The organism is Rhodococcus sp. JG-3 (assembly GCF_000482405.1).
GTDB classification, from domain to species: domain Bacteria; phylum Actinomycetota; class Actinomycetes; order Mycobacteriales; family Mycobacteriaceae; genus Rhodococcoides; species Rhodococcoides fascians.
Genome location: NZ_KI519398.1, coordinates 3638166 through 3660749 on the forward strand (window position 1 = coordinate 3638166; position 22584 = coordinate 3660749).

21 protein-coding genes are annotated in these 22584 nt (G+C 64.8%); 11 read left to right on the forward strand and 10 right to left on the reverse strand.

Annotated elements, in window-relative coordinates; translation table 11 throughout:
• Positions 1–8 precede the first annotated feature (8 nt).
• The 3 genes from K414_RS0118550 to bioB are packed head-to-tail and all read right to left on the reverse strand — an operon-like array spanning position 9 to position 1851.
• Positions 9–611, reverse strand: a complete 603-nt coding sequence (locus K414_RS0118550; protein WP_027497306.1) for a DUF2567 domain-containing protein — start codon at positions 609–611, stop codon at positions 9–11.
• Entirely contained in the window at positions 612–836 is a 225-nt protein-coding gene (locus K414_RS0118555) for a hypothetical protein (protein WP_027497307.1), read from the reverse strand.
• Positions 837–858: 22 nt separating this feature from the next.
• Complete coding sequence (gene bioB, locus K414_RS0118560; RefSeq protein WP_027497308.1) at positions 859–1851, reverse strand: biotin synthase BioB; 993 nt, start codon at positions 1849–1851, stop codon at positions 859–861.
• Between the two features lie 125 nt (positions 1852–1976).
• Between bioB and K414_RS0118565 the strand changes: the two genes are divergently transcribed.
• Entirely contained in the window at positions 1977–2573 is a 597-nt protein-coding gene (locus K414_RS0118565; RefSeq protein ID WP_027497309.1) for a TetR/AcrR family transcriptional regulator C-terminal domain-containing protein, read from the forward strand.
• On the opposite strand, the gene K414_RS28280 is transcribed toward K414_RS0118565, so the two are convergent.
• The 3 genes from K414_RS28280 to K414_RS29180 form a co-directional block, all read right to left on the reverse strand.
• Positions 2560–2967, reverse strand: coding sequence for an META domain-containing protein (locus tag K414_RS28280; RefSeq protein WP_051365158.1), 408 nt, complete (start codon positions 2965–2967; stop codon positions 2560–2562). The genes K414_RS0118565 and K414_RS28280 overlap by 14 nt on opposite strands.
• Positions 2960–5263, reverse strand: a complete 2304-nt coding sequence (secA2, locus tag K414_RS0118575) for an accessory Sec system translocase SecA2 (protein ID WP_027497310.1) — start codon at positions 5261–5263, stop codon at positions 2960–2962. The genes K414_RS28280 and secA2 overlap by 8 nt, the downstream gene beginning before the upstream one ends.
• A gap of 64 nt (positions 5264–5327) precedes the next feature.
• On the reverse strand, positions 5328–5495 hold the full coding sequence (locus K414_RS29180) for a hypothetical protein (RefSeq protein WP_155288449.1): 168 nt from the start codon (positions 5493–5495) through the stop codon (positions 5328–5330).
• A gap of 87 nt (positions 5496–5582) precedes the next feature.
• Here K414_RS29180 and K414_RS0118585 point away from each other — a divergent pair, with 87 nt between their 5' ends.
• The 3 genes from K414_RS0118585 to K414_RS27340 are packed head-to-tail and all read left to right on the forward strand — an operon-like array spanning position 5583 to position 7902.
• On the forward strand, positions 5583–5984 hold the full coding sequence (locus K414_RS0118585; RefSeq protein WP_027497311.1) for a GntR family transcriptional regulator: 402 nt from the start codon (positions 5583–5585) through the stop codon (positions 5982–5984).
• Positions 5981–6838, forward strand: a complete 858-nt coding sequence (locus tag K414_RS0118590; protein ID WP_027497312.1) for an ABC transporter ATP-binding protein — start codon at positions 5981–5983, stop codon at positions 6836–6838. The genes K414_RS0118585 and K414_RS0118590 overlap by 4 nt, the downstream gene beginning before the upstream one ends.
• A complete protein-coding gene (locus tag K414_RS27340) occupies positions 6838–7902 on the forward strand; it encodes an ABC transporter permease (protein ID WP_051365159.1) in 1065 nt (354 codons plus the stop codon). The genes K414_RS0118590 and K414_RS27340 overlap by 1 nt, the downstream gene beginning before the upstream one ends.
• A 16-nt stretch (positions 7903–7918) precedes the next feature.
• Here K414_RS27340 and K414_RS0118600 read toward each other — a convergent pair whose 3' ends face one another.
• Entirely contained in the window at positions 7919–8203 is a 285-nt protein-coding gene (locus K414_RS0118600; protein ID WP_027497313.1) for a hypothetical protein, read from the reverse strand.
• Between the two features lie 57 nt (positions 8204–8260).
• Positions 8261–9046 (reverse strand): NAD-dependent deacylase, encoded by a 786-nt coding sequence (locus tag K414_RS0118605; protein WP_272913801.1) that lies wholly within the window; start codon positions 9044–9046, stop codon positions 8261–8263.
• Between the two features lie 47 nt (positions 9047–9093).
• Between K414_RS0118605 and K414_RS0118610 the strand changes: the two genes are divergently transcribed.
• Complete coding sequence (locus K414_RS0118610) at positions 9094–9690, forward strand: CHAP domain-containing protein (RefSeq protein WP_027497315.1); 597 nt, start codon at positions 9094–9096, stop codon at positions 9688–9690.
• A 6-nt stretch (positions 9691–9696) separates the two neighbouring features.
• Here K414_RS0118610 and K414_RS0118615 read toward each other — a convergent pair whose 3' ends face one another.
• Positions 9697–10581 (reverse strand): GGDEF domain-containing protein, encoded by an 885-nt coding sequence (locus tag K414_RS0118615; RefSeq protein WP_161631811.1) that lies wholly within the window; start codon positions 10579–10581, stop codon positions 9697–9699.
• 125 nt (positions 10582–10706) lie between these two features.
• On the opposite strand from K414_RS0118615, the gene K414_RS0118620 reads away from it, so the two are divergent.
• From K414_RS0118620 to treZ, 6 genes are all read left to right on the forward strand, one after another.
• Positions 10707–11507 (forward strand): MerR family transcriptional regulator, encoded by an 801-nt coding sequence (locus K414_RS0118620; RefSeq protein ID WP_027497317.1) that lies wholly within the window; start codon positions 10707–10709, stop codon positions 11505–11507.
• Entirely contained in the window at positions 11504–12103 is a 600-nt protein-coding gene (locus K414_RS27345) for a hypothetical protein (RefSeq protein ID WP_051365160.1), read from the forward strand. The genes K414_RS0118620 and K414_RS27345 overlap by 4 nt, the downstream gene beginning before the upstream one ends.
• Positions 12104–12340: 237 nt before the next feature.
• A complete protein-coding gene (locus tag K414_RS0118635) occupies positions 12341–14467 on the forward strand; it encodes an acyltransferase family protein (protein WP_027497318.1) in 2127 nt (708 codons plus the stop codon).
• Positions 14468–14523: 56 nt separating this feature from the next.
• Positions 14524–16815, forward strand: coding sequence for a glycogen debranching protein GlgX (gene glgX / locus K414_RS0118640; RefSeq protein ID WP_027497319.1), 2292 nt, complete (start codon positions 14524–14526; stop codon positions 16813–16815).
• A gap of 3 nt (positions 16816–16818) precedes the next feature.
• Positions 16819–19194, forward strand: coding sequence for a malto-oligosyltrehalose synthase (gene treY, locus K414_RS0118645; RefSeq protein WP_027497320.1), 2376 nt, complete (start codon positions 16819–16821; stop codon positions 19192–19194).
• A complete protein-coding gene (gene treZ / locus K414_RS0118650) occupies positions 19191–20966 on the forward strand; it encodes a malto-oligosyltrehalose trehalohydrolase (RefSeq protein WP_081701624.1) in 1776 nt (591 codons plus the stop codon). The genes treY and treZ overlap by 4 nt, the downstream gene beginning before the upstream one ends.
• Here treZ and K414_RS0118655 read toward each other — a convergent pair.
• Positions 20939–22495 (reverse strand): MFS transporter, encoded by a 1557-nt coding sequence (locus tag K414_RS0118655; protein ID WP_179274401.1) that lies wholly within the window; start codon positions 22493–22495, stop codon positions 20939–20941. The genes treZ and K414_RS0118655 overlap by 28 nt on opposite strands.
• Positions 22496–22584 lie beyond the last annotated feature (89 nt).

A 22584-nucleotide genomic window follows, 5' to 3' on the forward strand; every position in this document is an offset into this window, starting at 1 on the left:
ATCCGCCGTCAGTCGGGCACCCGCGAGTCGAACGACGGCGGCGGCGGAGCGACGTCGAATTCGATCTCGTCGAGCTCGGGATCGGAATCGGGGTGCTGCAGATCGTCGTTGGGATTCATCGCCGCGAGCAGCAGTATCACCAACGACGCCGTCAGCGCCTGCACGATCAGTGCCGTCGGCGTGTCGATACTCGGTGCAACCCGGACGATCGATCCGACGGCCGGCTCGTCCGCCCTCGGGAATCGCAGCGCCGCAACGCCGTTGCCCACCAGCACTGCTGCGATCGAGCCGACGAACGACCCGACGAACACGGCCACGAACAGCCGTGGACCCCGCTGGGAAATCCACAGCCACCACCCGATCGGCACGAGAATGCCGAGAGCGAACGAGACGAGGACGAACAGGGCAAGAGCGTCGAATCGATGCAGACTCTCCCCGGTCAGTGTTGCTCCTCTGTCCTGCGCGACGACGAGCAACTGCTGGCTCGGTGCCAGGAATCCCCACAGCAGACCGCCGACGGCGGACAGCGCGATCGTCACACCGCCGACCAGAGCCACAAAGCGAAGCGTTCGACGCCGCTCCGGAGTCTCGACGGCAGACGAGGTCGTCACCTAACGCCTACCCGTCGCGGCGGAATCGATCAGGCCGTGCCGCGAGCACACCGACGTCCATCCGTCGGGCACGATCTGCACCACCATCCTGCGACCGCACCGGTCGCAGTACCTCGGCGGCTCCAGCCCGAGACCGACGGCAACCGAGAACGACGGTGCCCCCGCATCCGTACCGACCTCGACAGACCGACCGGTGTGCGGGTCGTACCGGCTCTCGCTCGTCATTCGACCCACCTTAATACGCGCATCAGATCGTCGAGTTCAACGCTTTGATCGGCATCTGCAGTTCCCCGAGAAGATCGAGATCCTCCTCGGCGGGACGACCGAGCGTCGTCAAGTAGTTTCCGACGATGATCGCGTTGATGCCGCCCAGAATTCCCTGCTGAGCTCCGAGATCACCGAGAGTGATCTCGCGGCCGCCCGCGAATCGAAGAATCGTCCGCGGCAGGGCCAGCCGGAAGGCGGCAACGGCTCGCAACGCATCCGATGCAGGCAGCACGTCCAGATCTCCGAACGGCGTTCCGGGACGTGGGTTCAAGAAATTCAGGGGAACCTCGTCGGGTTCGAGAGCGCCGAGATCGGCTGCGAACTCGGCTCGCTGCTCCAGCGTCTCGCCCATACCGAGGATGCCTCCGCAACAGACCTCCATGCCGGCCTCGCGGACCATCCGCAGTGTGTTCCAGCGTTCCTCCCAGGTATGGGTGGTCACCACGTTCGGGAAGTAGGACCGCGAGGTCTCGAGGTTGTGGTTGTAGCGGTGCACACCCATTGCCGCGAGTTGGTCGACCTGATCCTGGTCCAGCATGCCCAGCGAACAAGCGATGTCGATGTCGACCTCGCCGCGAATGGCTTCGATTCCCGCGGCGACCTGCGCGAGCAGTCGAGCGTCCGGACCCCGCACTGCGGCCACGATGCAGAACTCCGTGGCCCCGGTCTTCGCGGTCTGTTTCGCCGCCTCGACCAACGACGGAATATCGAGCCAGGCTGCCCGCACCGGAGAGGCGAACAGGCCCGACTGCGAGCAGAAGTGGCAGTCCTCGGGGCAGCCTCCGGTCTTGAGGCTGACGATCCCCTCGACCTCCACTTCCGGTCCGCACCATCGCATCCGAACCTCGTGCGCCAGTTGCATCGTCTCTTCGAGACGATCCTCTCCGAGCTCGAGTACCTCGAGCACCTGGGATCGATCGAGCGCAATGCCGTTGTCGAGCACCTGCCGGCGCGCCGTACGCAATATGTCCATACCGGTCCCCTCGTCGTCGAACGGTCTCGGAATTGAACACCGTTCAAGTTGAACGGCGTTCACGTTAGGCACCGCACTCGGCTACTGTCAAAGCGAAACACCGCGTCGAACGGCAGGGGTAGGAAGTGCAGCTACGCAGGCAGGACGTCCTGGACGGTGCAATAGCCATTCTCGACGAGTACGGCCTCGCGGATCTGACCATGCGCCGCCTGGCGACCTCACTGCACGTCCAACCCGGAGCGCTGTACTGGCACTTCCCCAACAAGCAGACGCTGCTGGGAGCGATCGCAGATCACATACTGTCCGGTGCCGACGCACCGTCGACGGAAGAACTGTGGGACGCGCAGATCTCGCAGATCGCACATCGACTTCGCGACGCGCTGCTCTCCCGGCGCGACGGAGCCGAACTGGTCGCCTCGACCTACGCCTCGCGGCTCACCACCAACCGCATCCGTGAACGCATCGCCGCGGTCTGCATTCGTGCCGGGTTGCCCAGAGTCGACGCCGAACTGACCGCCGATACGTTGCTGTACTACGTGCTCGGCCATACCGTGGACGAACAGGCTCGGCTCCAGATGGACTCGGCCGGGGCGCTGACCGCCGACGCGTCCCCGATGTTCGAGCGCCCCGATCCCACCAGCAAATTCGACTTCGGTCTCCGGCTCTTTCTGGACGGCGTGCGCCACGCCGCGTCCGAACCACGCTCCGTCAGGATTCGGTGAACACGATTCGGTCGCGTCCGTTGTCCAGAGTCATCGTGTCGTCTTCTCTGGACCATTTCGGCTTCGAGGACAGAAACTCCGACAGCCACCGATCCTGCTCCATGAGCTCGGCCGGGCACCCCATCCGCGTGGTACCCAGGGAATCGACGGTGAGCGTCCCCAGCGAAGTGTCGACGGTGCCGAACAACCTGTTGCATCCGGCTTCGGCCGAGATGCGGTCGTCGGCGAACTCGAGCCGGATCGTCGTACCCGAGACCGGCGTGTAGGAACCGTCGGCATCGACGGAGGTGTAATTCTTGTCTGCCGGGAATTCCCCGTACGAATCGGTGCAGCCCGAGGCCAACACGCTCACGCCACAGGCGAGAGCGAGCAGTGCCCGGCGCGCGTCAGCCACCGAAGATCGGCCCCAGCCCGGCCGCACCGGCATTTCCGCGGGAGGCAAACGGGTTGTCGTGCACCATGTACGTCCACGTCGACGTCGGTCGGCGCATACCGGCATTGTCGAGATCGATTCCGTCGGAGGTGATCTCGGCCGACTCGAATGTCGCGTGGGACAGATCCATGGCCTTGGCGGAGACAGTCTTGAAGGCCTCGACCGCAATTCGGTGGTACTCGTCGAGTGGATTCTCGCGACCCAGCGCACGGAGGTGGATGCTCTCGCGCACGTCGGCCAGGTGCGCTAGGTAGTCCGACCACGCGCGGTCGAGGTGGTGAAGAACGATTCGGCGGGCGACCACCACGAGGGTCTCCTCCGACACGTTCTCGCGAAGTTCCTTCGATCGCGTCGGCGACTGCTCCTCAAGCAGAGCCAACGCCTCTCCGGTGTCCAGCAACGCTGCCCTACGACGGTCCAGAATCTCCCGATGCTGCGCCGTCAGTTGGTTGTAGCGCCAGGTACGCGAGTGTATTTCGAGCATCTGTCCTTCGGCGATGCGCTGGGCATGATCGACTCGATCGGCTGCGGCGGCAGAGGTGAACAGGCCGCTGTCGTCGACGCCTTTCGGCGCGTCCTTGTCACCGATGTTGTTCTTGACGACGTCGTCCTCCCAACTGCCGAAGAACACCGAACGGCCCGGGTCGCCCTGCCTGCCCGCACGTCCTCGCAATTGATTGTCGAGCCGCTCGGTGGTGTGGCGGCCGGTACCGACGACGAACAGCCCACCCAACTCGGCGATGCGGGCGCGGTCGGTCCCCTCCGGTCCCCCGAGCTTGATGTCGGTTCCGCGCCCGGCGATCTGCGTCGAGACGGTGACCGCGCCGTGCACTCCGGCGGCAGCGATGACCGCGGCCTCCTCGGCGTCGTTCTTGGCGTTGAGTACGACGGCGTCCACACCGGATTCCGCGAGGATCGTCGCCAGCGTCTCCGACTCCGCAACATCGTGGGTTCCGACGAGTATCGGTTGCCCGGTCTCGTGAATTTCCTTGACCTGCTGCGCAATTGCGGCATTCTTGTGCTCGACCGTGTCGTACACCCGGTCGACCTCGTCGACCCGCACCGTCGGCACGTTCGGCTCGATGACCGAGACGCCGAGCCCGTAGAACGTACGCAGCTGCTCCCCCGCCGCCATTGCCGTGCCGGTCATTCCACATACGGTGGCATACCGGTTGATCAGCGCCTGCACCGTGATCGTGTCGAGAATTTCACCGGTCTCGGTGGGCTCGAGCCCCTCCTTGATCTCCACGGCCGCCTGTAACCCGTCCGGCCAACGCTGCAGGTCCGCCACTCGGCCGCGGGAGGCGTTGATCAGCTGAACACGTCCGTCACGCACGATGTAGTCGACATCGCGTTGCACCAGCACCTGGGCGTGCAGCGCGACGTTGACCGCAACGAGGGTCGATCCGACGTGCTGTTCGGAGTAGAGATCGATTCCGCCGAGTTCCTTCTCGAGCCGAAGCGCGCCCTCGTCGGTGAGGAACACGTTGCGTCCCTCGGCATCGGTATCGAAGTCGATCCCCTTGTCCAACAGGCGGACTGCGTCCATCACCGTCGAGGTCGACACATCACCCGATACCGAGCCCGCCAACACCAACGGCACCAACGCTTCGTCGACCAACACCGAGTCGGCCTCGTCGATCAGCGCGACATCAGGGACGGGCGACACCAGATCGGTACGGTCGTCGACCAAATGGTCACGGAGAACATCGAATCCGACCTCGTTGACCGACGCGTAGGTGATATCGCACGCATAGGCGTCACGACGTTCCTGCGCGGAGGACGACTCGGCGATGGAACCGACGGTGATACCCAGAGCCTCGAACAGTGGGGCCATCCACCGCGCATCACGTTGTGCGAGAAAGTCGTTGACCGAGATGACGTGAACCCTGCGACCGGACAGAACGTATCCCACCGCCGCCACGGCCCCGGACAACGTCTTTCCTTCGCCGGTCGCCATTTCCACCACGTCACCGGCGAGAAGTCGCTCGGCTCCGAAAAGTTGTACGTCGAACGGTCGCATGCCGAGCGTGCGGTCGCTCGCCTCACGCGTCAATGCCAGGTACCGCGGTACGTCGAGTTTCGACGCGCTCGGGGCCCGCAACGCAGCGGCCTCGGTGGCCAATTCGGCGTCCGACAGGGCCGATGCCCAGCTCACATGGTTTCCGGCCTGCTCGACCCGCCGACGCGACGCACTCTGTGCCTTCTGCGCGGAGCGGCCGAGTACACGCCAGAATCGGTCGGAGCCCACAGCCATCTGTCATCCCTACTCGAGAAAATACGTGATCTTCTTTCCCACAGTACCGAGTGCCGATTGCCCACTACCCCGCGTCGAGCGGCGTTGTCACTGCGATGTCGAGCGGCACAGCCACTGCGATTCTGCGCGAGCGGTAGTAGGACTGGCCCCGGGCGAAGAAGTCTCGGGTCTGCTGCGGGTCGGAGATGGCGGCGCATCCCCCAGCCGTCACGGCCAACGCGGTGATCGCCACTCCGAATATCGAGATCCGAACAGAGCATGGACAAACCGAGGGGTACGTATTAACGTCTTCCACTAATCAACTAGTGAAAGGCTTCTGGTGATCGCCTACCGTATCGATCGTCAGTCCGGCATTCCCACCTATGTCCAACTGATACTGCAGACCAAACAGGCCCTACGACTGGGAACACTCGCCGTCGGTGACCGACTGCCGACAGCAAAAGAGGTGGTCACGGCGCTGGCCATCAATCCCAACACAGTCCTCAAGGCGTACCGAGAACTCGAACGCGACGGGCTGGTTCAACCTCGGACCGGTTCCGGGACGTTCGTCGTCGCCTCGCTCGCAAAACCTGGCATGGCCGAACGATCGGCGCTCGAAACGGAACTCGACCGCTGGATCCGACACTGCACGGCCGCAGGACTGGACAGACCTGACCTCGAAGCCATCGTCACCGCCGCACTCGACAAGCAATTCGACCGAACCGAAAGAGACGAAACATGACCGACGCGGTGCTCACCATGGACGAGGTGGCCAAATCGTTTCGCAGGAAGACCGTCCTCGACGGATGCTCGTTCGCAGTCGAAAGAGGAAGCGTCACAGCGTTGGTCGGCTCCAACGGTGCCGGAAAGTCGACGCTGCTGTCGCTGGCCGTCGGCCTGCTGACACCGGACAGCGGAACCATTCGGGTTCTGGGTGAGGGCGTTACCCAACGCGGAATCTCGCCCGGCCTGTCCTATCTGGCGCAGCACAAGCCCCTCTACCCACACTTCACCGTCGCCGAACTGCTGCGATTCGGCCGAAACACGAACTCGCACTGGGACGATGCGTACGCGAAGGAAATCGTCGACGCCGCCGGAATCGCCACCTCCGCTCGGGTCAAGTCCCTCTCCCCCGGCCACCGCACGCGGATTGCCCTCGCACTGGCACTCGGGCGTCGACCCGAAGTACTGCTGCTCGACGAGCCGCTTGCCGATCTCGATCCGGTCGCTCGCAGGGCGGTGGCACGCACCCTGATGCGCGATGCAGCCGAGAACGGTACGACGATCGTGCTGTCCTCACACGTGCTGTCCGAGCTCGTCGACGTCGCCGACCGGCTGTTGCTGCTACGCGGTGGGCGAATGCGACTCGACGGGGACCTCGACGCCATCACCGCCGACCACTACCTTCTCGCCGGCAGCTCCGACGCCGACCCGACGGTCGAGGACGGCACCATCGTGTCCGAGGTGTTCGGTTCCGGGGCAACAACATTCGTCGTACAGGGCAAACAACCGACAACGACACCACCGGGGTGGACAGTCGAGAACGCCACCCTCGACGACGTCGTACTCGCCCACCTCGGAACGGAGACCACCTGATGATCTGGGTGACTTGGAGACAATTTCGCGCGACCATCCTGTTCGGGGTGTTGACGCCACTTCTGTTGGCTGCGATCACCATTGCCGTCACGGTGATCGGCGGTGGTGTGATTCCGTCACCGTATCTGCAGAGTTGCCGATCCTTCGATTCGTCCGACTGTGCCGTCGGAAACATGCAGACGATAGCAATACTTTCGGCGATCGTCTTGCCCGTCGTCCTGGGGGCATTCGTCGGGGTGACCGTCTTCTCCCGCGATCTCGAACGTCGCACCCATGTACTCGGTCTGACTCAATCCGTGAGCCGACGACGGTGGTACAGCGTGCGCATTCTCGTCGTGTTCGCACCGATCGTCGGGGCGATGACGGTGCTCGGTTGCGTGTTGTTCGCAGCCAAGTACAACACTGCACCCGATTCCTTCGCGATGTCGTTCGCGGGGTCGAGCGGATCGCGGTTGGACTTTCCCGTGTTCGGGGCCACGGGATTCGTCGCAGGCGCGTACACGGCCGTCGGATTGATGGTCGGTTCGGCATGCGCACTCGCGATGCGGAACACGATCGCTGCGATGATCACGACGGTCATCGTGTCGACTGCATTCCTGGCGCTGCTGCCGACGCAGTTACGCGAGCACTATGCGACTCCACAGGTCGAACGAGTATCGGTGGAACAGAAGGTCGACGACATGTACGGCGGTACTCCGGACTACAGGCCAGGCGACTCGATCAGCTTGTTCCCGCGATGGGAATTCTCTGCGGACTACGTCGACAGCAACGGCAGCCCGGTGTCCGTCGACTTGATGGACTGCAATTGGACCCAGAACTACAGGGATCTGAGCGAATTCGAGACTGTCGCCGAGTACGAGGAGTACTCCGACCGCCAGAGCGTGGAACGTCGCAACATCGAGATCCAGTGCATTCGGGATCAGGGTGCCGAGGCCTACGAGACGCGCTATCACGAGGACAGATCGTTCTGGCGGTTCCAGGCGATCGAGTCGGCGTTGTCGTTGGTGGTTGCCGGGCTTCTCGGCGGCGTGTCACTCCTGCTGCTGCGCAGGCTGCGTCCCTAGGGCAGGTCTGCCGCAGCTACCTCTGCGCTGGAATCCCGAGCGGTTTCCGATTCCTGATCACAGTGGCCACGAGGGCGGGGAGGCCGAGGACCAGAACCATGATTCCGACTACGAGTGCAGGAGTGGACCACGGCCTGGACACCCCCAGCTGATCGGCCAGGGTGACCGCGCCGACGATGCCGAGGATCCAGGCGAGAAATTCGATTCGGCGAACGCGTCGGGATGTCGGATCCGAGGTTGCCCACCACGCACCGACGGACGAACACGCGAGGGCGCACACGAGCAACCAGTACTCCGCCATCTCGGCCTCCTCGAAGTCGATGGTGTGATCAGGGTAGTTCGCGTGCCGCCCGTCCGTTCACAATTGTGCGACCAGCAGTGGCAGACCCACCGCGGCCGTTGTGCGCCATCGGTGGTCGGCCATGTCGGATACCTCGGTCTCGACCGGGTTGATCTCGACCACGGTTGCGCCCGCACTGCGTGCGACGGCGGGCAGTCCGGCGAACGGGTACACCACGCCCGACGTACCGACCACGAGCACCAGATCTGCAGCGCGCACAGAATTCTCGGCTGCTTCCCACGCCTGTTCGGGCAGCGATTCGCCGAACCACACGGCCCCAGGACGGATGAGTCCGCCGCACCGGGGACAGTCCGGCGGCGGAACACGCTGATCTGCGTCGATCAGAATGCCGTCGTCCAGAATGTCGGTGTCGTCGAGTTCCGCGCGCACTCCACACTCGCAGTACGGCTCGAAGAGACTTCCGTGTACGTGTGCGAGCACTGTGGATCCGGCTCGTTCGTGCAGATCGTCGACGTTCTGCGTGGCGATGTCCACCTGCGCTTGCTGCTGCCATTGCGCGACGGCGCGGTGACCGGCGTTGGGTTCGGAACGACGAACCAATGCTGCACGCCACCGGTACCAACCCCACACGAGGTCGCTGTCGGCGAGCCAGCCCTCGGGACTGGCGAGGTCCTTCGGATCGAAGTCCTGCCACAGACCAGTCCGGGCGTCGCGAAACGTTGCAATTCCGGATTCGGCCGACATGCCGGCCCCGGTCAGAACGACGATGCGCGACGCCGCTCGTGCGGCGTCCACGATGGGTTGTGGAACGGCGTCGACCGTCTGCTCGTGCAAATGGGTCACACAGCTATTGTGCCAACCGGTGTTCGCTCACGCGCTACCGTGTGGGCATGAGCATCGACACCGATACCCGCACGCGGCGACGCTGGCCCCTGTGGACCGCAGCGGTCACCGCTGTGGTCGTGGTGGTGGCCGTCGGTGTTCTGTGGCTCGCCCCCAGTCGCTATCTACCGTGGGACACCGAATCGTTCCCCGAGGTGAACAGCGCCGAGTTGACCGTCGACCAGGCACGTGTGGTGGACCTGCTGCGAGTCGAGCACGAGAAGCAGCGTCCGGGAACCTTCTATGCAGAGGGCGTGGACGAGGCCTGGTGCGCCGACTTCGTCAGCTGGATCATGAAGGAAGCGGGCCTGCCGTTGTCGAATCCCAACTCGGGTTCGTGGCGCATTCCCGGCGTCTACACGCTGCAGGAGTACTACCAGCAACAGGGACGGTTCGAGACCGTCGGCAACTACACGCCGTCGGTGGGTGATGTGGTGTTGTACGACAACTCCAGTTGGGTCGGCCAACACACCAACGTCATCGTGGCTGTCGACGGCAGCGAGGCCGTCACCGTGGGCGGGAACGAAGCCGGCAAGATCAGGATTCACACTCTGAATTACGAATCCGACTCGGGTGTAGTCGGATTCGGCCGATTGGCATCCTGAGGGCCGTCATTGCGACGGGGTGCTGGAACGGTCGCCGAGTGATCGCGCCCCTCCGTCTCTCTTCGCTTTGTACAGCAACAGGTCTGCTCGGTCGAAACAGTCGTAGAGCGATTCCCCCGGACGCAATGTCGTGTAACCGGCGGAAAATGTCTGCTCGTCCGGGACGACGGCTGCGAGTTCGGTCAGCACGGTTGCCATCGTCGTCGACCCGGTATCGGGCATCGCGATGGCGAATTCCTCCCCGCCCCACCTGGCGACATACGCTCGCCCTGCAAGCAATTGCATTGCGGCAGTGGAGAACTGGACCAACAGGCGATCGCCGCGGCCGTGTCCGTACTTGTCGTTGAACGACTTGAAGCGATCGAAATCGATCATCGCCATCGCCAGCGACACCTCGACTCCGCGCGGAGTCGTCAACTGAGACAACCGATCTCGCCATCCACGCCGATTGAGCAGCCCGGTCAAGGGATCGGTCAGCGCAGCCTCCCGTAGGTCGTCCTCCAACCGCCGCCGGTCGGTGACGTCGTGGACCACCGCCATGGTCCATCGTCGGCCGTCCGGGCCGGGGACCTCACTGGCCGACACCCAACCCCACCGCACTGTGCCGTCGGGATGCAGGTATCGCTTCTCGACGTGTACGGATTCACCACGGGCCTCGGCGTCGTCCATCATCTGTTCCATCGCCGCGTGTTGGCCCAGGTCGTCGGGGTGGGTGAATTCACGGGAGGATCGGCCCCACAGTAGGTCCCTGGGGCACCCCACGATGGCCGCATACGCCTCGTTCGCGAGTAACAGCAGCCCGTGTTCGTCGGCGAGTGCCATTCCCACCGTGCTGGCCTCGAACATCTCCCGATACCAGCCATCGGCGTCGACCATGATTGTCCGGTTCACTTCCTCGAACGGTGCGAGCCACATCGATTCACACGACACACCGACGATACGCCGTCGTGGGGGCCCGAACAGTATCCAGCGATCGGTCTTGACCTTGACGCTACGTCAACGTTCACACTGGACGCATGAGAATCGGATCCCTCGCCGATGCCGCCGGAACGACCCCGCGGACGGTGCGCCACTACCACCGACTCGGCTTGCTCTCCGAGCCTCGGCGGCTGTCCAACGGCTACCGCGAGTACACGATCGACGACGTCGTTCGGCTGATGCGAATCCGATGGTTGGCCGAGTGCGGAATGCCGCTGGGCGCGATAGCGGCAGTGCTCGACGGAAAAGCGACGGACGAGCCCGACGTGGTCGCGGACCTGCGAGCCTTGCTGGCCGGCATCGAGACCGAGCAGACGGCATTGGCACACAAGCACAGTCGCTTGTCGGCGTTGCTCGACGACGCTGTCGAACGGCGTCCTCTGACCGCGCTCCCACGAGATGTTGCCGCAACGTTCGGGTCCTTGCTCGATGCAGCGGACGAACGGGACCGGCCCGCGCTGATCCGCGAACGCGATCTACTCGAAGTGATGGCAATTTCGGGCCGCGTCCCGGCGGCATTCTTCGAGACGATGTCCGCCGCGCTCGGCGATCACGACCTACGTCGGAGATACCTGGTGTTGCTACGACGCTTCGGTGCCCTCGAGGGCCGAAGCGTCGCCGAATCCGAGGACGACATCGACGCGTTGGCCGACGAGTTGGTGTCCGTACTCGATGTCGAGTCCTTCGCTCAGGCGCCCGAGTCCGCTGCGCTCGGGAGCGACTCGACCGGGCTGCTCGACATCGAGGACATCGTTCCCGACGCGGCCCAACGCGCCGTCGTCCTCCGCACCACAGCTCGTCTGCTCGACGGTGCGCATCCGGCAGGAACCTCACAGTGACCCCGGATCGGGGTGCCCAGGTCGGCAGATGGCACGCACTACTGTTGTGGGCACGCGGCCGCCACGCACCGATCGCGGCCGACTCTGCCGAGTTCACCGCGGTGCGCGGAACGGGTTCGATGCCGTTGATGTTCGGTGTGGCCTCTGTCGTCGAGATCGTCGTCGTGCATCTCCTCGTGCCGTGGCTGTGGCTCGATATCGTGCTCGGTGCGCTCTCGGTCGTATCGATCGTTCTGCTGGCGTCGGCCACAGCCGTCGGCCGGGTGCACCCCCATGTCCTCACACCCGAAGCACTCGTCCTGCGCACCTCCGGCGAGGTCGTCACCACGGTGGAGAGATCGACGATCGTCTCGGCCCGACTCCATCGCCGGTTCGGCGTGGTGGCTCCCACTGTCCGCGACGACCGAGCCGTGTTACCGAACCAGGACGGCACGAACGTCGACATCACGTTGTCGACCCGCACCACAGTCGTCGTACCCGCACCCCTACGTCGGTGGCGGGTCGAGGGCACCGCGACGTCCATCGGCGTGTACGTGGACGATCCCGTGGCCCTGGTCGCCGCGTTGTCCTCGGTTCCGGCCGACGGTGGGATGTGAACCCGAACTGCTGCGGGACCGGTGAGACCACGCTGTGAGAAACCGGCGACGAGCTGGGACCGGCACCGCAGTACGGACTCCGAGGAGTGCGTCACCGCGCGTACACGTATTGTTTGCTCAGAACGTCTTCTTGTTTGCGACGAACCTCGGCGTCTGCCGAGCAGCTTCCGAGACGAACACCACCGACCGTGACCGCCCGACCAGTGGTCGATCGACAGCCGGAGCCATTCCCCTTTCATGCAGGTACACCCGAGCGGCACCGATCACGAATCGGCAACCGATTCCGCGGCCCCGAGTTCGGTGTCGGCTCCCGTCGTGCCGCGACCGCCACAGCGCCAGGATCTGAACGGCCTGCGTGGTGTCGCCATCGCTCTGGTGGTCGTGTTCCACATCTGGATGGGTCGGGTGTCGGGCGGAGTCGATGTCTTCCTCACGCTGTCCGGCTTCTTCTTCACTGCGTCGTTGCTTCGATCGGCCGAGGCCGGTGCGAGCCTGAACCCGATCACCCGCATCGTTCGCGTACTCCGCAGACTCGGACCGCCTCTGGCGCTCACCCTGTTGGCGGTAGCGGCCGCGTCTGTGTTCCTGCTACCGAGGACCCGCTGGGCCGACGTGGGCGACCAACTCGTCTCCGGCGTCTTCTTCTTCGTGAACTGGCAGTTGGCGACGACGGCCAACGACTACCTGGCGGCCGACCCCTCGGTGAGTCCGGTCCAGCACCTGTGGTCCGTCGCGGTGCAATTCCAGTTCTATTTGCTCGCGATTGCCGTCGTGTTCGGTCTGGCGTGGATTCTGCGCACGATGCGACCGGAGGGACCGCGAAGTCTGCGACCACAGACCTTCGCCGTGATCTTCGCCGTCATCGCGGTGTTGTCATTCGTGTATGCAGCGGACGGTGCTCGACGCCATCAGGCGTGGAACTACTACGACACGGGCGCGCGACTCTGGGAGATCATGCTCGGTGCGGCGGTCGCGGCCACGTTCGCGGCATTCGCCGGCAGAAACACCGGGGCCGATGCCCGCGTGAGTCGGCTGGGATCGACCGCCCGGGGCGCGCTCGCCGCCGGTGCGATGTTCGTCATCGTCGTCTGTGGATTCGTGGTGGACGGCGTGACCGCGTTCCCCGGTCCCCTGGCGCTGATTCCGGTACTGGCCACTGTGGCGCTGATCATCGCAGGCTCGAACACCGTGGTCGCCGCGACGTTGTCCAACCGGTTCTTCGCCTGGGTCGGCTCGATCGCGTTTCCGTTGTACCTATGGCACTGGCCGCTGTTGATCTTCTACCTGTCGGCCACCGGCAGGACCCACGCGGACATACCCGGCGGACTCGGCATCGTCGGTGCATCGGTCGCACTCGCGTGGCTCACCGTCCGCTTCGTGGAGCGTCCCACGCAGGCCACCACATTCACTCCCGGCCGCATCGCAGTCACGGCCGTCGCCCTCGTTGCTGCCGTTGCGGTGACAGCCGGTTCGGTCGGCTGGAACGCCTACATCGAACGATCGATCTCGGCCGTGCAGGCCGACGAATCGGTCGACGAAGCCACGCACCCGGGGGCGCTGGAACTGACCGACGGCATTCGCGTCGAACCGGCCGAGATGACGCCTCCCCTGTACTCCGCTCCCGAGGATCTTCCCGTCACCACCCTCGAGGGCTGTATCGCGGATTTCGAGACTCGCGACGCGCTGTCCTGTACCTACGGCGACGTCGATGCGGCCCGAACGATCGTGCTGGCGGGGAGCTCACACGCCGAGCACTGGGTGACCGCTCTCGACACTCTGGGGCGGCGGCACGGCTTCAAGGTGGTCACGTTCGTGAAGATGGGGTGCCCGCTCAGCCTGGACACGATGCCGATGCTCGGGCAGAACGAGTACCCGGATTGTCTGGACTGGACCCGGACCGTGCTCGACGACGTCGCATCGATGCAACCGGAATACGTGTTCACCACGGCCACCCGACCCCGCGACGACTTCCCCGGCGACTTCACCCCGCCCTGGTACGTCTCGGTCTGGCAGCAGTTGATCGCTGACGGTGTCGGCGTCCTCGGCATCAGGGACACCCCGTGGCTCGCGTATCGAGCCATCGACTGCCTGGCCGACGGCGGCTCGGCCACCTCGTGCGGCATCCCGCGAGACGAGGCGCTCGACTCGGTCAACCCCGCTCTGGCGTCCTCGTTCCAGCTGAGCGGATTCTCCGCCCTCGACCTCTCGGACGCGGTGTGCGACGACACCGTCTGTCGCGTCGAGCAGGGGAACGTACTGATCTATCGCGACGAGCATCATCTGACCGCCACCTACGTGCGAACCCTGACCACCGAGCTCGGCCGGCAGCTCGGATCTGCGACCGGCTGGTGGGCCGGACCGTGAGCGGAACGGCTCGCGCTCGGTAAGCCTGGTCCCACCGGTCACAGTAGGGTTGATCCATGCTGCACGACGCCTCCGACGACACGCCCGCCATCGCCGTATGGCCGGGATCCCCTTATCCACTGGGAGCGACCTACGACGGAGCAGGAACCAATTTCGCCTTGTTCTCCGAGGTCGCCGAGGCCGTGGACCTGTGCCTGATCGCCGAGGACGGTACCGAAACTCGTATTCGTTTCGAGGAGTCCGACGGCTACGTGTGGCACGCGTACCTGCCCACGGTGGTGCCGGGACAACGCTACGGCTACCGCGTCCACGGGCCGTGGGATCCGGCTGCCGGACATCGTTGTGATCCCAGCAAGTTGCTGGTCGATCCTTACGGAAAAGCATTCGAGGGGTCGTTCGACGGAGACCGATCGCTCTTCTCCTACAACATCGACATCCCGGCCGCCGAACCCGAGCCCGTGGAGTCCCCGGACTCCGCAGCCGCGGATCCACTCGACGCCGAGGTCCGGTTCGAGGACGCGACCGACCTCGCCGATCCGGACGGCGAAATCGTGGACGAGTCCCCGATCGCCCACGACGACGAGCCGAACAACGATTTCCCTCAGCACGATTCGCTGGGACACACGATGACCACCGTGGTGATCAACCCCTTCTTCGACTGGCAGGCCGACCGCGCACCGAAGAGGCCGTATCACGAAACGGTGATCTACGAGGCCCACGTCAAGGGCATGACGATCACCCATCCGGACATCCCCGAGGCCGAGCGCGGCACCTATGCCGGTCTGGCACATCCGGTGATCATCGAGCATCTGCAGCACCTGGGCGTCACCGCGATCGAACTGATGCCGGTGCACCAGTTCATGCAGGACCAGGTACTCCTGGACAAGGGACTGCGAAACTACTGGGGCTACAACACCTTCGGATTCCTCGCGCCTCATGCAGAGTATTCCTCGCATCAGTCGCCCGGTGCCGCGGTGACCGAATTCAAGGCGATGGTCCGTTCGTTCCACGCCGCCGGCATCGAGGTGATCCTCGACGTGGTCTACAACCACACCGCCGAGGGAAACCACATGGGCCCCACCATCAGCTTCCGCGGCATCGACAACGCGGCCTACTACCGACTGGTCGACGGCGATCTCGAGCACTATATGGACTACACCGGGACGGGCAACAGTCTCAATGCTCGACACCCGCACACGCTGCAGCTCATCATGGACTCGCTGCGCTACTGGGTCACCGAGATGCACGTCGACGGATTCAGGTTCGACCTCGCATCCACCCTGGCCCGTGAACTGCACGACGTGGATCGGCTGAGCGCGTTCTTCGATCTGGTGCAACAGGACCCGGTCGTCAGCCAGGTCAAGCTGATCGCCGAGCCGTGGGATGTCGGCGAGGGCGGATACCAGGTGGGCAACTTCCCCGGTCTGTGGACCGAGTGGAACGGCAAGTACCGTGACACCGTTCGCGACTACTGGCGCGGTGAGCCCGCGACGCTGGGCGAGTTCGCGTCGCGCCTGACCGGATCGTCGGATCTCTACGAGGCGACGGGCCGTCGCCCCGGTGCCAGCATCAACTTCGTCATCGCGCACGACGGCTTCACCCTCAACGACCTGGTCTCGTACAACGACAAGCACAACGAGGCCAACGGCGAGGACAACAACGACGGCGAGAGCCACAACCGGTCGTGGAACTGCGGCGTCGAGGGTCCGACCGACGATCCCGAGATCCTCGATCTGCGGGCCCGCCAGATTCGCAACATCATGGCCACGCTGCTGCTCAGCCAAGGCACGCCGATGATCGCGCACGGCGACGAACTCGGCCGAACTCAGCAGGGCAACAACAACGTCTACTGCCAGGATTCGGAACTGGCGTGGATGGATTGGTCCCTGGCCGAGACCAACGCCGACCTGATCGAGTTCACCCGCAACGCAATTGCGCTGCGCAACGAGCACCCGGTGTTTCGCCGTCGCCGATTCTTCGAGGGCAGGCCCATCCGATCGGGCGAACAGGCACGTGACATCGCCTGGCTCACCCCCGCAGGCGAGGAGATGACTCCCGAGGACTGGGACAGCGGTTTCGGCAAATCGCTCACCGTGTTCCTCAACGGTGAGGGCATTCCCGAGCCGAATCAGCGCGGGGAGCGGGTGGTCGACGACTCGTTCCTGTTGTGCTTCAACGCACATCACGAGACGATCGAATTCGTCACTCCGGACGGAAACTACGCCAAGGAATGGACGGTCGCCCTCGATACGGCAGCGCGCACGGGAGCGGGTGAGAAATCGATCGAAGCGGGTACACCGGTGGAGGTCACCGCTCGATCCCTACTCGTTCTACGAAAGACTGCCTGACTCATGCCGCTGCCCACCAGCACATACCGGTTACAACTGCGGGGCGATGCCTTCACCCTGGCCGACGCCTCGGACGTGGTCGACTACCTGCACGACCTCGGAGTGAGCCATCTCTATCTCTCGCCGATACTGACCGCGACCGACGGTTCGACGCACGGGTACGACGTCACCGACACCTCGACCGTCTCCGCCGCCCTCGGCGGGCGAGATGCATTGACTCGCTTGCACTCTCGGGCTGCCGAGGTGGGCATGGGGATCATCGTCGACATCGTTCCCAACCACGTCGGGGTGGAGGATCCACGACAGAACGCGTGGTGGTGGGACGTTCTGCGGCGCGGTCGTGACTCGGAGTTCGCCACCTACTTCGACATCGACTTCGCAGCCGACAACGGAGTGGACGGCAAGATCGCCATCCCCGTGCTCGGCAGCGCGAGCGATGTCGCCGAGCTCACCGTCGACCGCTCCGAGGACGAGCCTCTGCTGGCGTTCTACGAGCACCGCTTCCCCATCGCCGACGGTACCGACGGCGACGACGCCCAGGCCGTGCACGACCGTCAGGCCTACCGCCTCGTCAGTTGGTCCGCCGGGTTGATCGGTTACCGCCGCTTCTTCTCGGTGAACGGCCTGGCCGGTGTCCGGCAGGAAGACCTCGACGTCTTCACCGACTCACATCGCCAGGTGGCGAGCTGGATCGAGGACGGGCTGATCGACGGGTTACGCGTCGACCACCCCGACGGCTTGGCCGATCCTGCCGGATATCTGACCGAACTACGCGGGCTGCTCGGTCCCGACCGCTGGCTGGTGATCGAGAAGATCTTGGCCGACGGCGAACCGTTGGACGAGTCGCTGCCCGTCGACGGCACGACAGGGTACGACGCGTTGGCGGCCGTGGGCGGGATATTCGTCGACGCGGAAGGGGCACCGGCACTGACCGCACTGTCCCAGGTGCGCTCCGGCATCGCCTACGACGACGAGACGTTGCACGAGACAGAACTCGATCTCAAGACCGCTGTCGCGCGCGGCGACCTGTCCCCCGAGGTGCGACGCCTCGCCCGCGCCGTGGTTCGTGAATCGGGTACCTCCATCGAGCTCGAATCGGTGATCGACGCCATCGTTGCCGTTGTTGCCGCAGTTCCGGTGTACCGCACCGACTACGCGCCGCTGGCCGGTGTGCTTCCGGGTGTCGTCGCCGCCATCGGTGAAGAGCAGCCGGAACTGGCCGGCGGTCTCGACGCTCTGACAACCGCCCTGATCGCCGGTACCGAATCCCCCGTGCGTTTCGATCAGGTGTGCGGTGCCGTCACGGCCAAGGGCGTCGAGGACTGCCTGTTCTACCGCGCCAACCGGTTGATCTCGCTGCAGGAGGTGGGCGGCGATCCCGCTCGGTTCGGTTGCAGCCCAGCGTACTTCCATCTGAAGAACGCCGACCGCGCGAAGCGCTGGCCCGCCGCGATGACGACACTGTCCACACACGACACCAAACGCGGTGAGGACGTGCGGGCGCGTATCGGCGTGCTCTCGCAGACGCCGGAGCTGTGGGCCCGGTCGATCGCCGATTGGGAGGAGCTGGCCCCGAGCCCCGACGGCACCACGGGGATGTTCTTGTGGCAGAACGTCTTCGGTGTCTGGCCGGTCGACGGGGTGATCACCTCGACCCTGCGGGAACGGCTACACGCCTACGCCGAGAAGGCCATTCGCGAGGCCGCTCTCCGTACCACGTGGACCGATCCGGACGAGGAGTTCGAGACTGCCGTTCACAACTGGCTCGACGCAATTCTCGACGGTCCGGTGGCACGTTCGATGACTATGCTCGTCGAAAAGCTCTCGCCCCATGGACACTCCGATGCACTCGGGCAGAAGTTGCTCACACTCGTCGGTCCCGGAATCCCGGATGTGTATCAGGGCACCGAGCTGTGGGAGGACTCGCTCGTCGACCCCGACAACCGCAGACCCGTCGACTACTCGGTACGCCGGTCCGTTCTGGCCGGACTGAACGGATCCGCGCCGTCGGTCGATACCGGTGCTGCGAAGCTGGCCGTGGTTCGTTCCGCGCTGACGGTACGACGCGAACGGCCTGCGAGCTTCGTCGGCGGTAGTTACACGCCGATCGTCGCGGACGGGACCGCGGCCGCGCATGTCGTCGGATTTGCCCGAGGTCCGTTGCCCGGCAACTCCGATGTGGTTGCGCTGGCCACGAGGCTGTCCCTCGGTGTGGCCGAGACAGGGTGGGGCGAGACGACCGTGACGCTGCCCGACGGTCGGTGGCGCGACCGCATCACCGACGTCGAACACAGCGGGACCGTTGCGGTCGCCGAGCTGTTCGCCTCCCTGCCGGTTGCACTTCTGGTGCGCGACAACGAAGGAGAGTCAGCACGATGACATCCTCGACCACGACATCTTCGGCCACGACATCTTCGGCCACGACCCGTGAATTCGCAGTATGGGCACCGACCCCGGAACGAGTACGGCTGCAACTGGACGACTCGGTCCACGACATGGAGCAATCCTCGGACGGCTGGTGGCGAGCAGAGGTGGCCGCCGCCGCGGACAGTCGCTACGGATTCCTCCTCGACGACGCCGAGAAGGCGCTGCCGGATCCACGCTCGCCTCGGCAACCCGACGGTGTGCACGAAATGTCCCAGGTGTTCGAGGTCGATCCGTCGTTGTGGACCGATTCCGCATGGACCGGTCGTCAACTCCCCGGATCGTCGATCTACGAACTCCACATCGGCACCTTCACTCGCGAGGGAACGTTCGACGCGGCGATCGACAAGCTCGATCACCTCGTCGACCTCGGCGTGTCTTTCGTCGAGATCATGCCGGTCAACGGATTCAACGGCGTGCACAACTGGGGCTACGACGGCGTCCTCTGGTACACCGTGCACGAGGCCTACGGTGGCCCGGAAGGGTTGCAGCGCTTGGTCGATGCATGCCACGGCCACGGGATCGGTGTGGTTCTCGACGTCGTCTACAACCATCTCGGCCCGTCCGGCAACTATCTGGAACGCTTCGGTCCCTACATGACCGAAGGGGCCAACAGCTGGGGCCAGGCGATCAACTATGCCGATGCAGACTCGGGCGAGGTGCGGCGCTACGCCCTGGACAACGCGTTGCGCTGGTTCTCCGAGTTCCACATCGACGCGTTGCGTCTCGACGCGGTGCACGCCATCGTCGACCACACCGCTGTGCATCTCCTCGAGCAGCTCTCGATCGAAACGCGCGCCCTGTCAGCGCATCTCGGCCGTCCACTGACCCTGATCGCCGAGAGCGACCTCAACGATCCATCGCTGATCACGGCACGGTCGGGTGGCGGCTACGGACTCGACGCACAGTGGGACGACGACATTCACCACGCGATCCATGCTGCGGTCTCCGGCGAACGGCAGGGCTACTACGGCGACTTCGGGTCGTTGCAGGGCCTGGCGAACACGGTGCGGCAGGGCTTCTTTCATGCCGGAACGTACTCCAGCTTCCGCGGCCGAATCCACGGGCGACCACTGGACACCCGCCGCATTCCCGCCAGCTCTCTGGTGGCCTACACGACCACCCATGATCAGGTCGGCAACCGTGCGATCGGAGATCGCCCCGGCTTCTACCTCTCCCCCGGACAGCTCGCGATCAAGGCAGCTCTGGTACTCGCCTCGCCCTACACTCCGATGCTGTTCATGGGCGAGGAATGGGGAGCGTCGACTCCGTTCCAGTTCTTCACCTCGCACCCCGAACCCGAGCTCGGCAAGGCCACGGCGGAAGGACGCAAAGCCGAGTTCGCCGAACACGGGTGGGACAAGAGCGACATCCCCGACCCACAGGATCCCGAGACGTTCACACGATCGAAATTGAATTGGTCGGAACTGGGCGACGGCGACCATGCCCGACTGTTGGCTGTCTATCGAGACCTACTGGCCCTGCGCCGCGAGCGGACCGAACTGACCGACCCGTGGCTCGATCACGTGAAGGTCGAGTACGACGAGGACGCCCAGTGGATCGCGATTCGCCGCGGCCGCGTCAGCGTGGTGTGCAATCTGTCCGAGTCCGCGGTGACGGTACCGGTCGGCGGCTCCACACTGCTCGAGTGGGAGCCGACGACCTCGAACGACACCGGGTCTGCCACCACGGTTCCCGGTCACTCCTTCGCGGTGCTCGAATCCTGACGAACCCGTAGGTTCACCAGCACGAACACGGCGGTGACCGCAAGGACCACCGCGGTGGCGACGGCCGCAACGTGCATGCCCGAGACGAACGCGGCATGCGCGGAGTCCAGGAGGACCGTCGCCACCGAGTCCGGTAGTTCACGGGCCACCGCGTCTGCGCCGCCGAGCGTTTCGGCTGCTCTGGCACCGAGCTCGGGTGTGAGCTGCGAGGTGTCGATCCCGCGTCGGAAGATGGCCATGACGACCGTGCCGAGGATCGCCACTCCCAGCGCGATGCCCAGCTCGTACGCGGTTTCCGACACCGCGGACGCAGCCCCGGCTCGCTCGGGTTCGACGGCGCTGACCACCAGGTCGGACGTCAGAGTGAGCGCGAAGCCGACGCCTGCACCCACCAGGACGAATCCGGCGATGAACAACGCCGGGCTGGTGTCGGTACCGAGACCGACCAGGATGCCCGCGCCCGCAGCAGCTGCGATCATGCCTGCGCCGAGGACCGTGCCTGCGGTGAAGTACCGAACCAGAACCGCAGCGAGCAATGAGGTCACGATGCTGGCGGCCGTGCCCGGCAGCAACAGCAGTCCGGCTTCGAGCGGGCTGTTGCCCAGGACGAGCTGCAGGTACTGCGAACCGAAGAACAGCACGCCGGCGAGTGCGAACACGGACAGGAAGTTCGTCGCCACACCCGTCGAGAAGGCACGGTTGGCGAACAGCCGGATGTCGATCATCGGGGCGTCCAGAATCCGCTGTCGCCGCACGAACACCACACCGGCGATCACGCCGACGACGGCGGAGACCACGTAGGCCGGGTGAAGGCCGTGCGCTGCGATCTCCTTGACCGCGAACACGATCGGAACGATAGCGAGCATCGACAACGCCGAGCTGGGTAGGTCGAAACGGCCCGGGTTCGGATCCTTGGACTCGGGAATGACCAACGGCCCCAGCGCGATCAGCGCGATCATGACGGGAATGTTGATGAGAAACACCGAGCCCCACCAGAAGTGCTCGAGCAACCACCCGCCCACGAGCGGACCGGCGGCCGCGCCGCCGCCCGCCATCGCGCCCCAGACGCCGATAGCGGTCACCCGTTGGCGCGGATCGAGGAAGATCGTGCGAATCAAGCCGAGAGTGGCGGGCATCAAGGTCGCGCCGGAGATACCCTGCAGAACTCGCGCCGCGATGAGCATCTCCGGGCTGGTCGAGACAGCCGCAACGAGAGAGGCGATTCCGAAGCCCGCTGCTCCGATCAGCAGTAGGCGACGCCGACCGATCCGGTCACCGAGCGTGCCCATCGTGATGAGCAAGCCGGCCAGTACGAACGAGTACACGTCGATGATCCACAGCAGCTGATTGCTCGACGGTGCCAGATCGGCGCTGATGAACGGCAGGGCGAGATCGAGCACGGTTCCATCGACCGCGATGAGAAGGACGGCAAACGCGAGCACCACCAACCCGAACCAGTCGCGCGCGGTGGCTCTGGAGGCCGATCCGCCGTCGATCTCGTGCACCGCACCGGTCCGCACGTCGCTCACCATGACTCCATTTCGCCCGCCCGGTCCGCGACCGGGCACATTCTGGATACCAACCGTCCAGCCGGTACAGCTCCGAAGACTACCTCGAA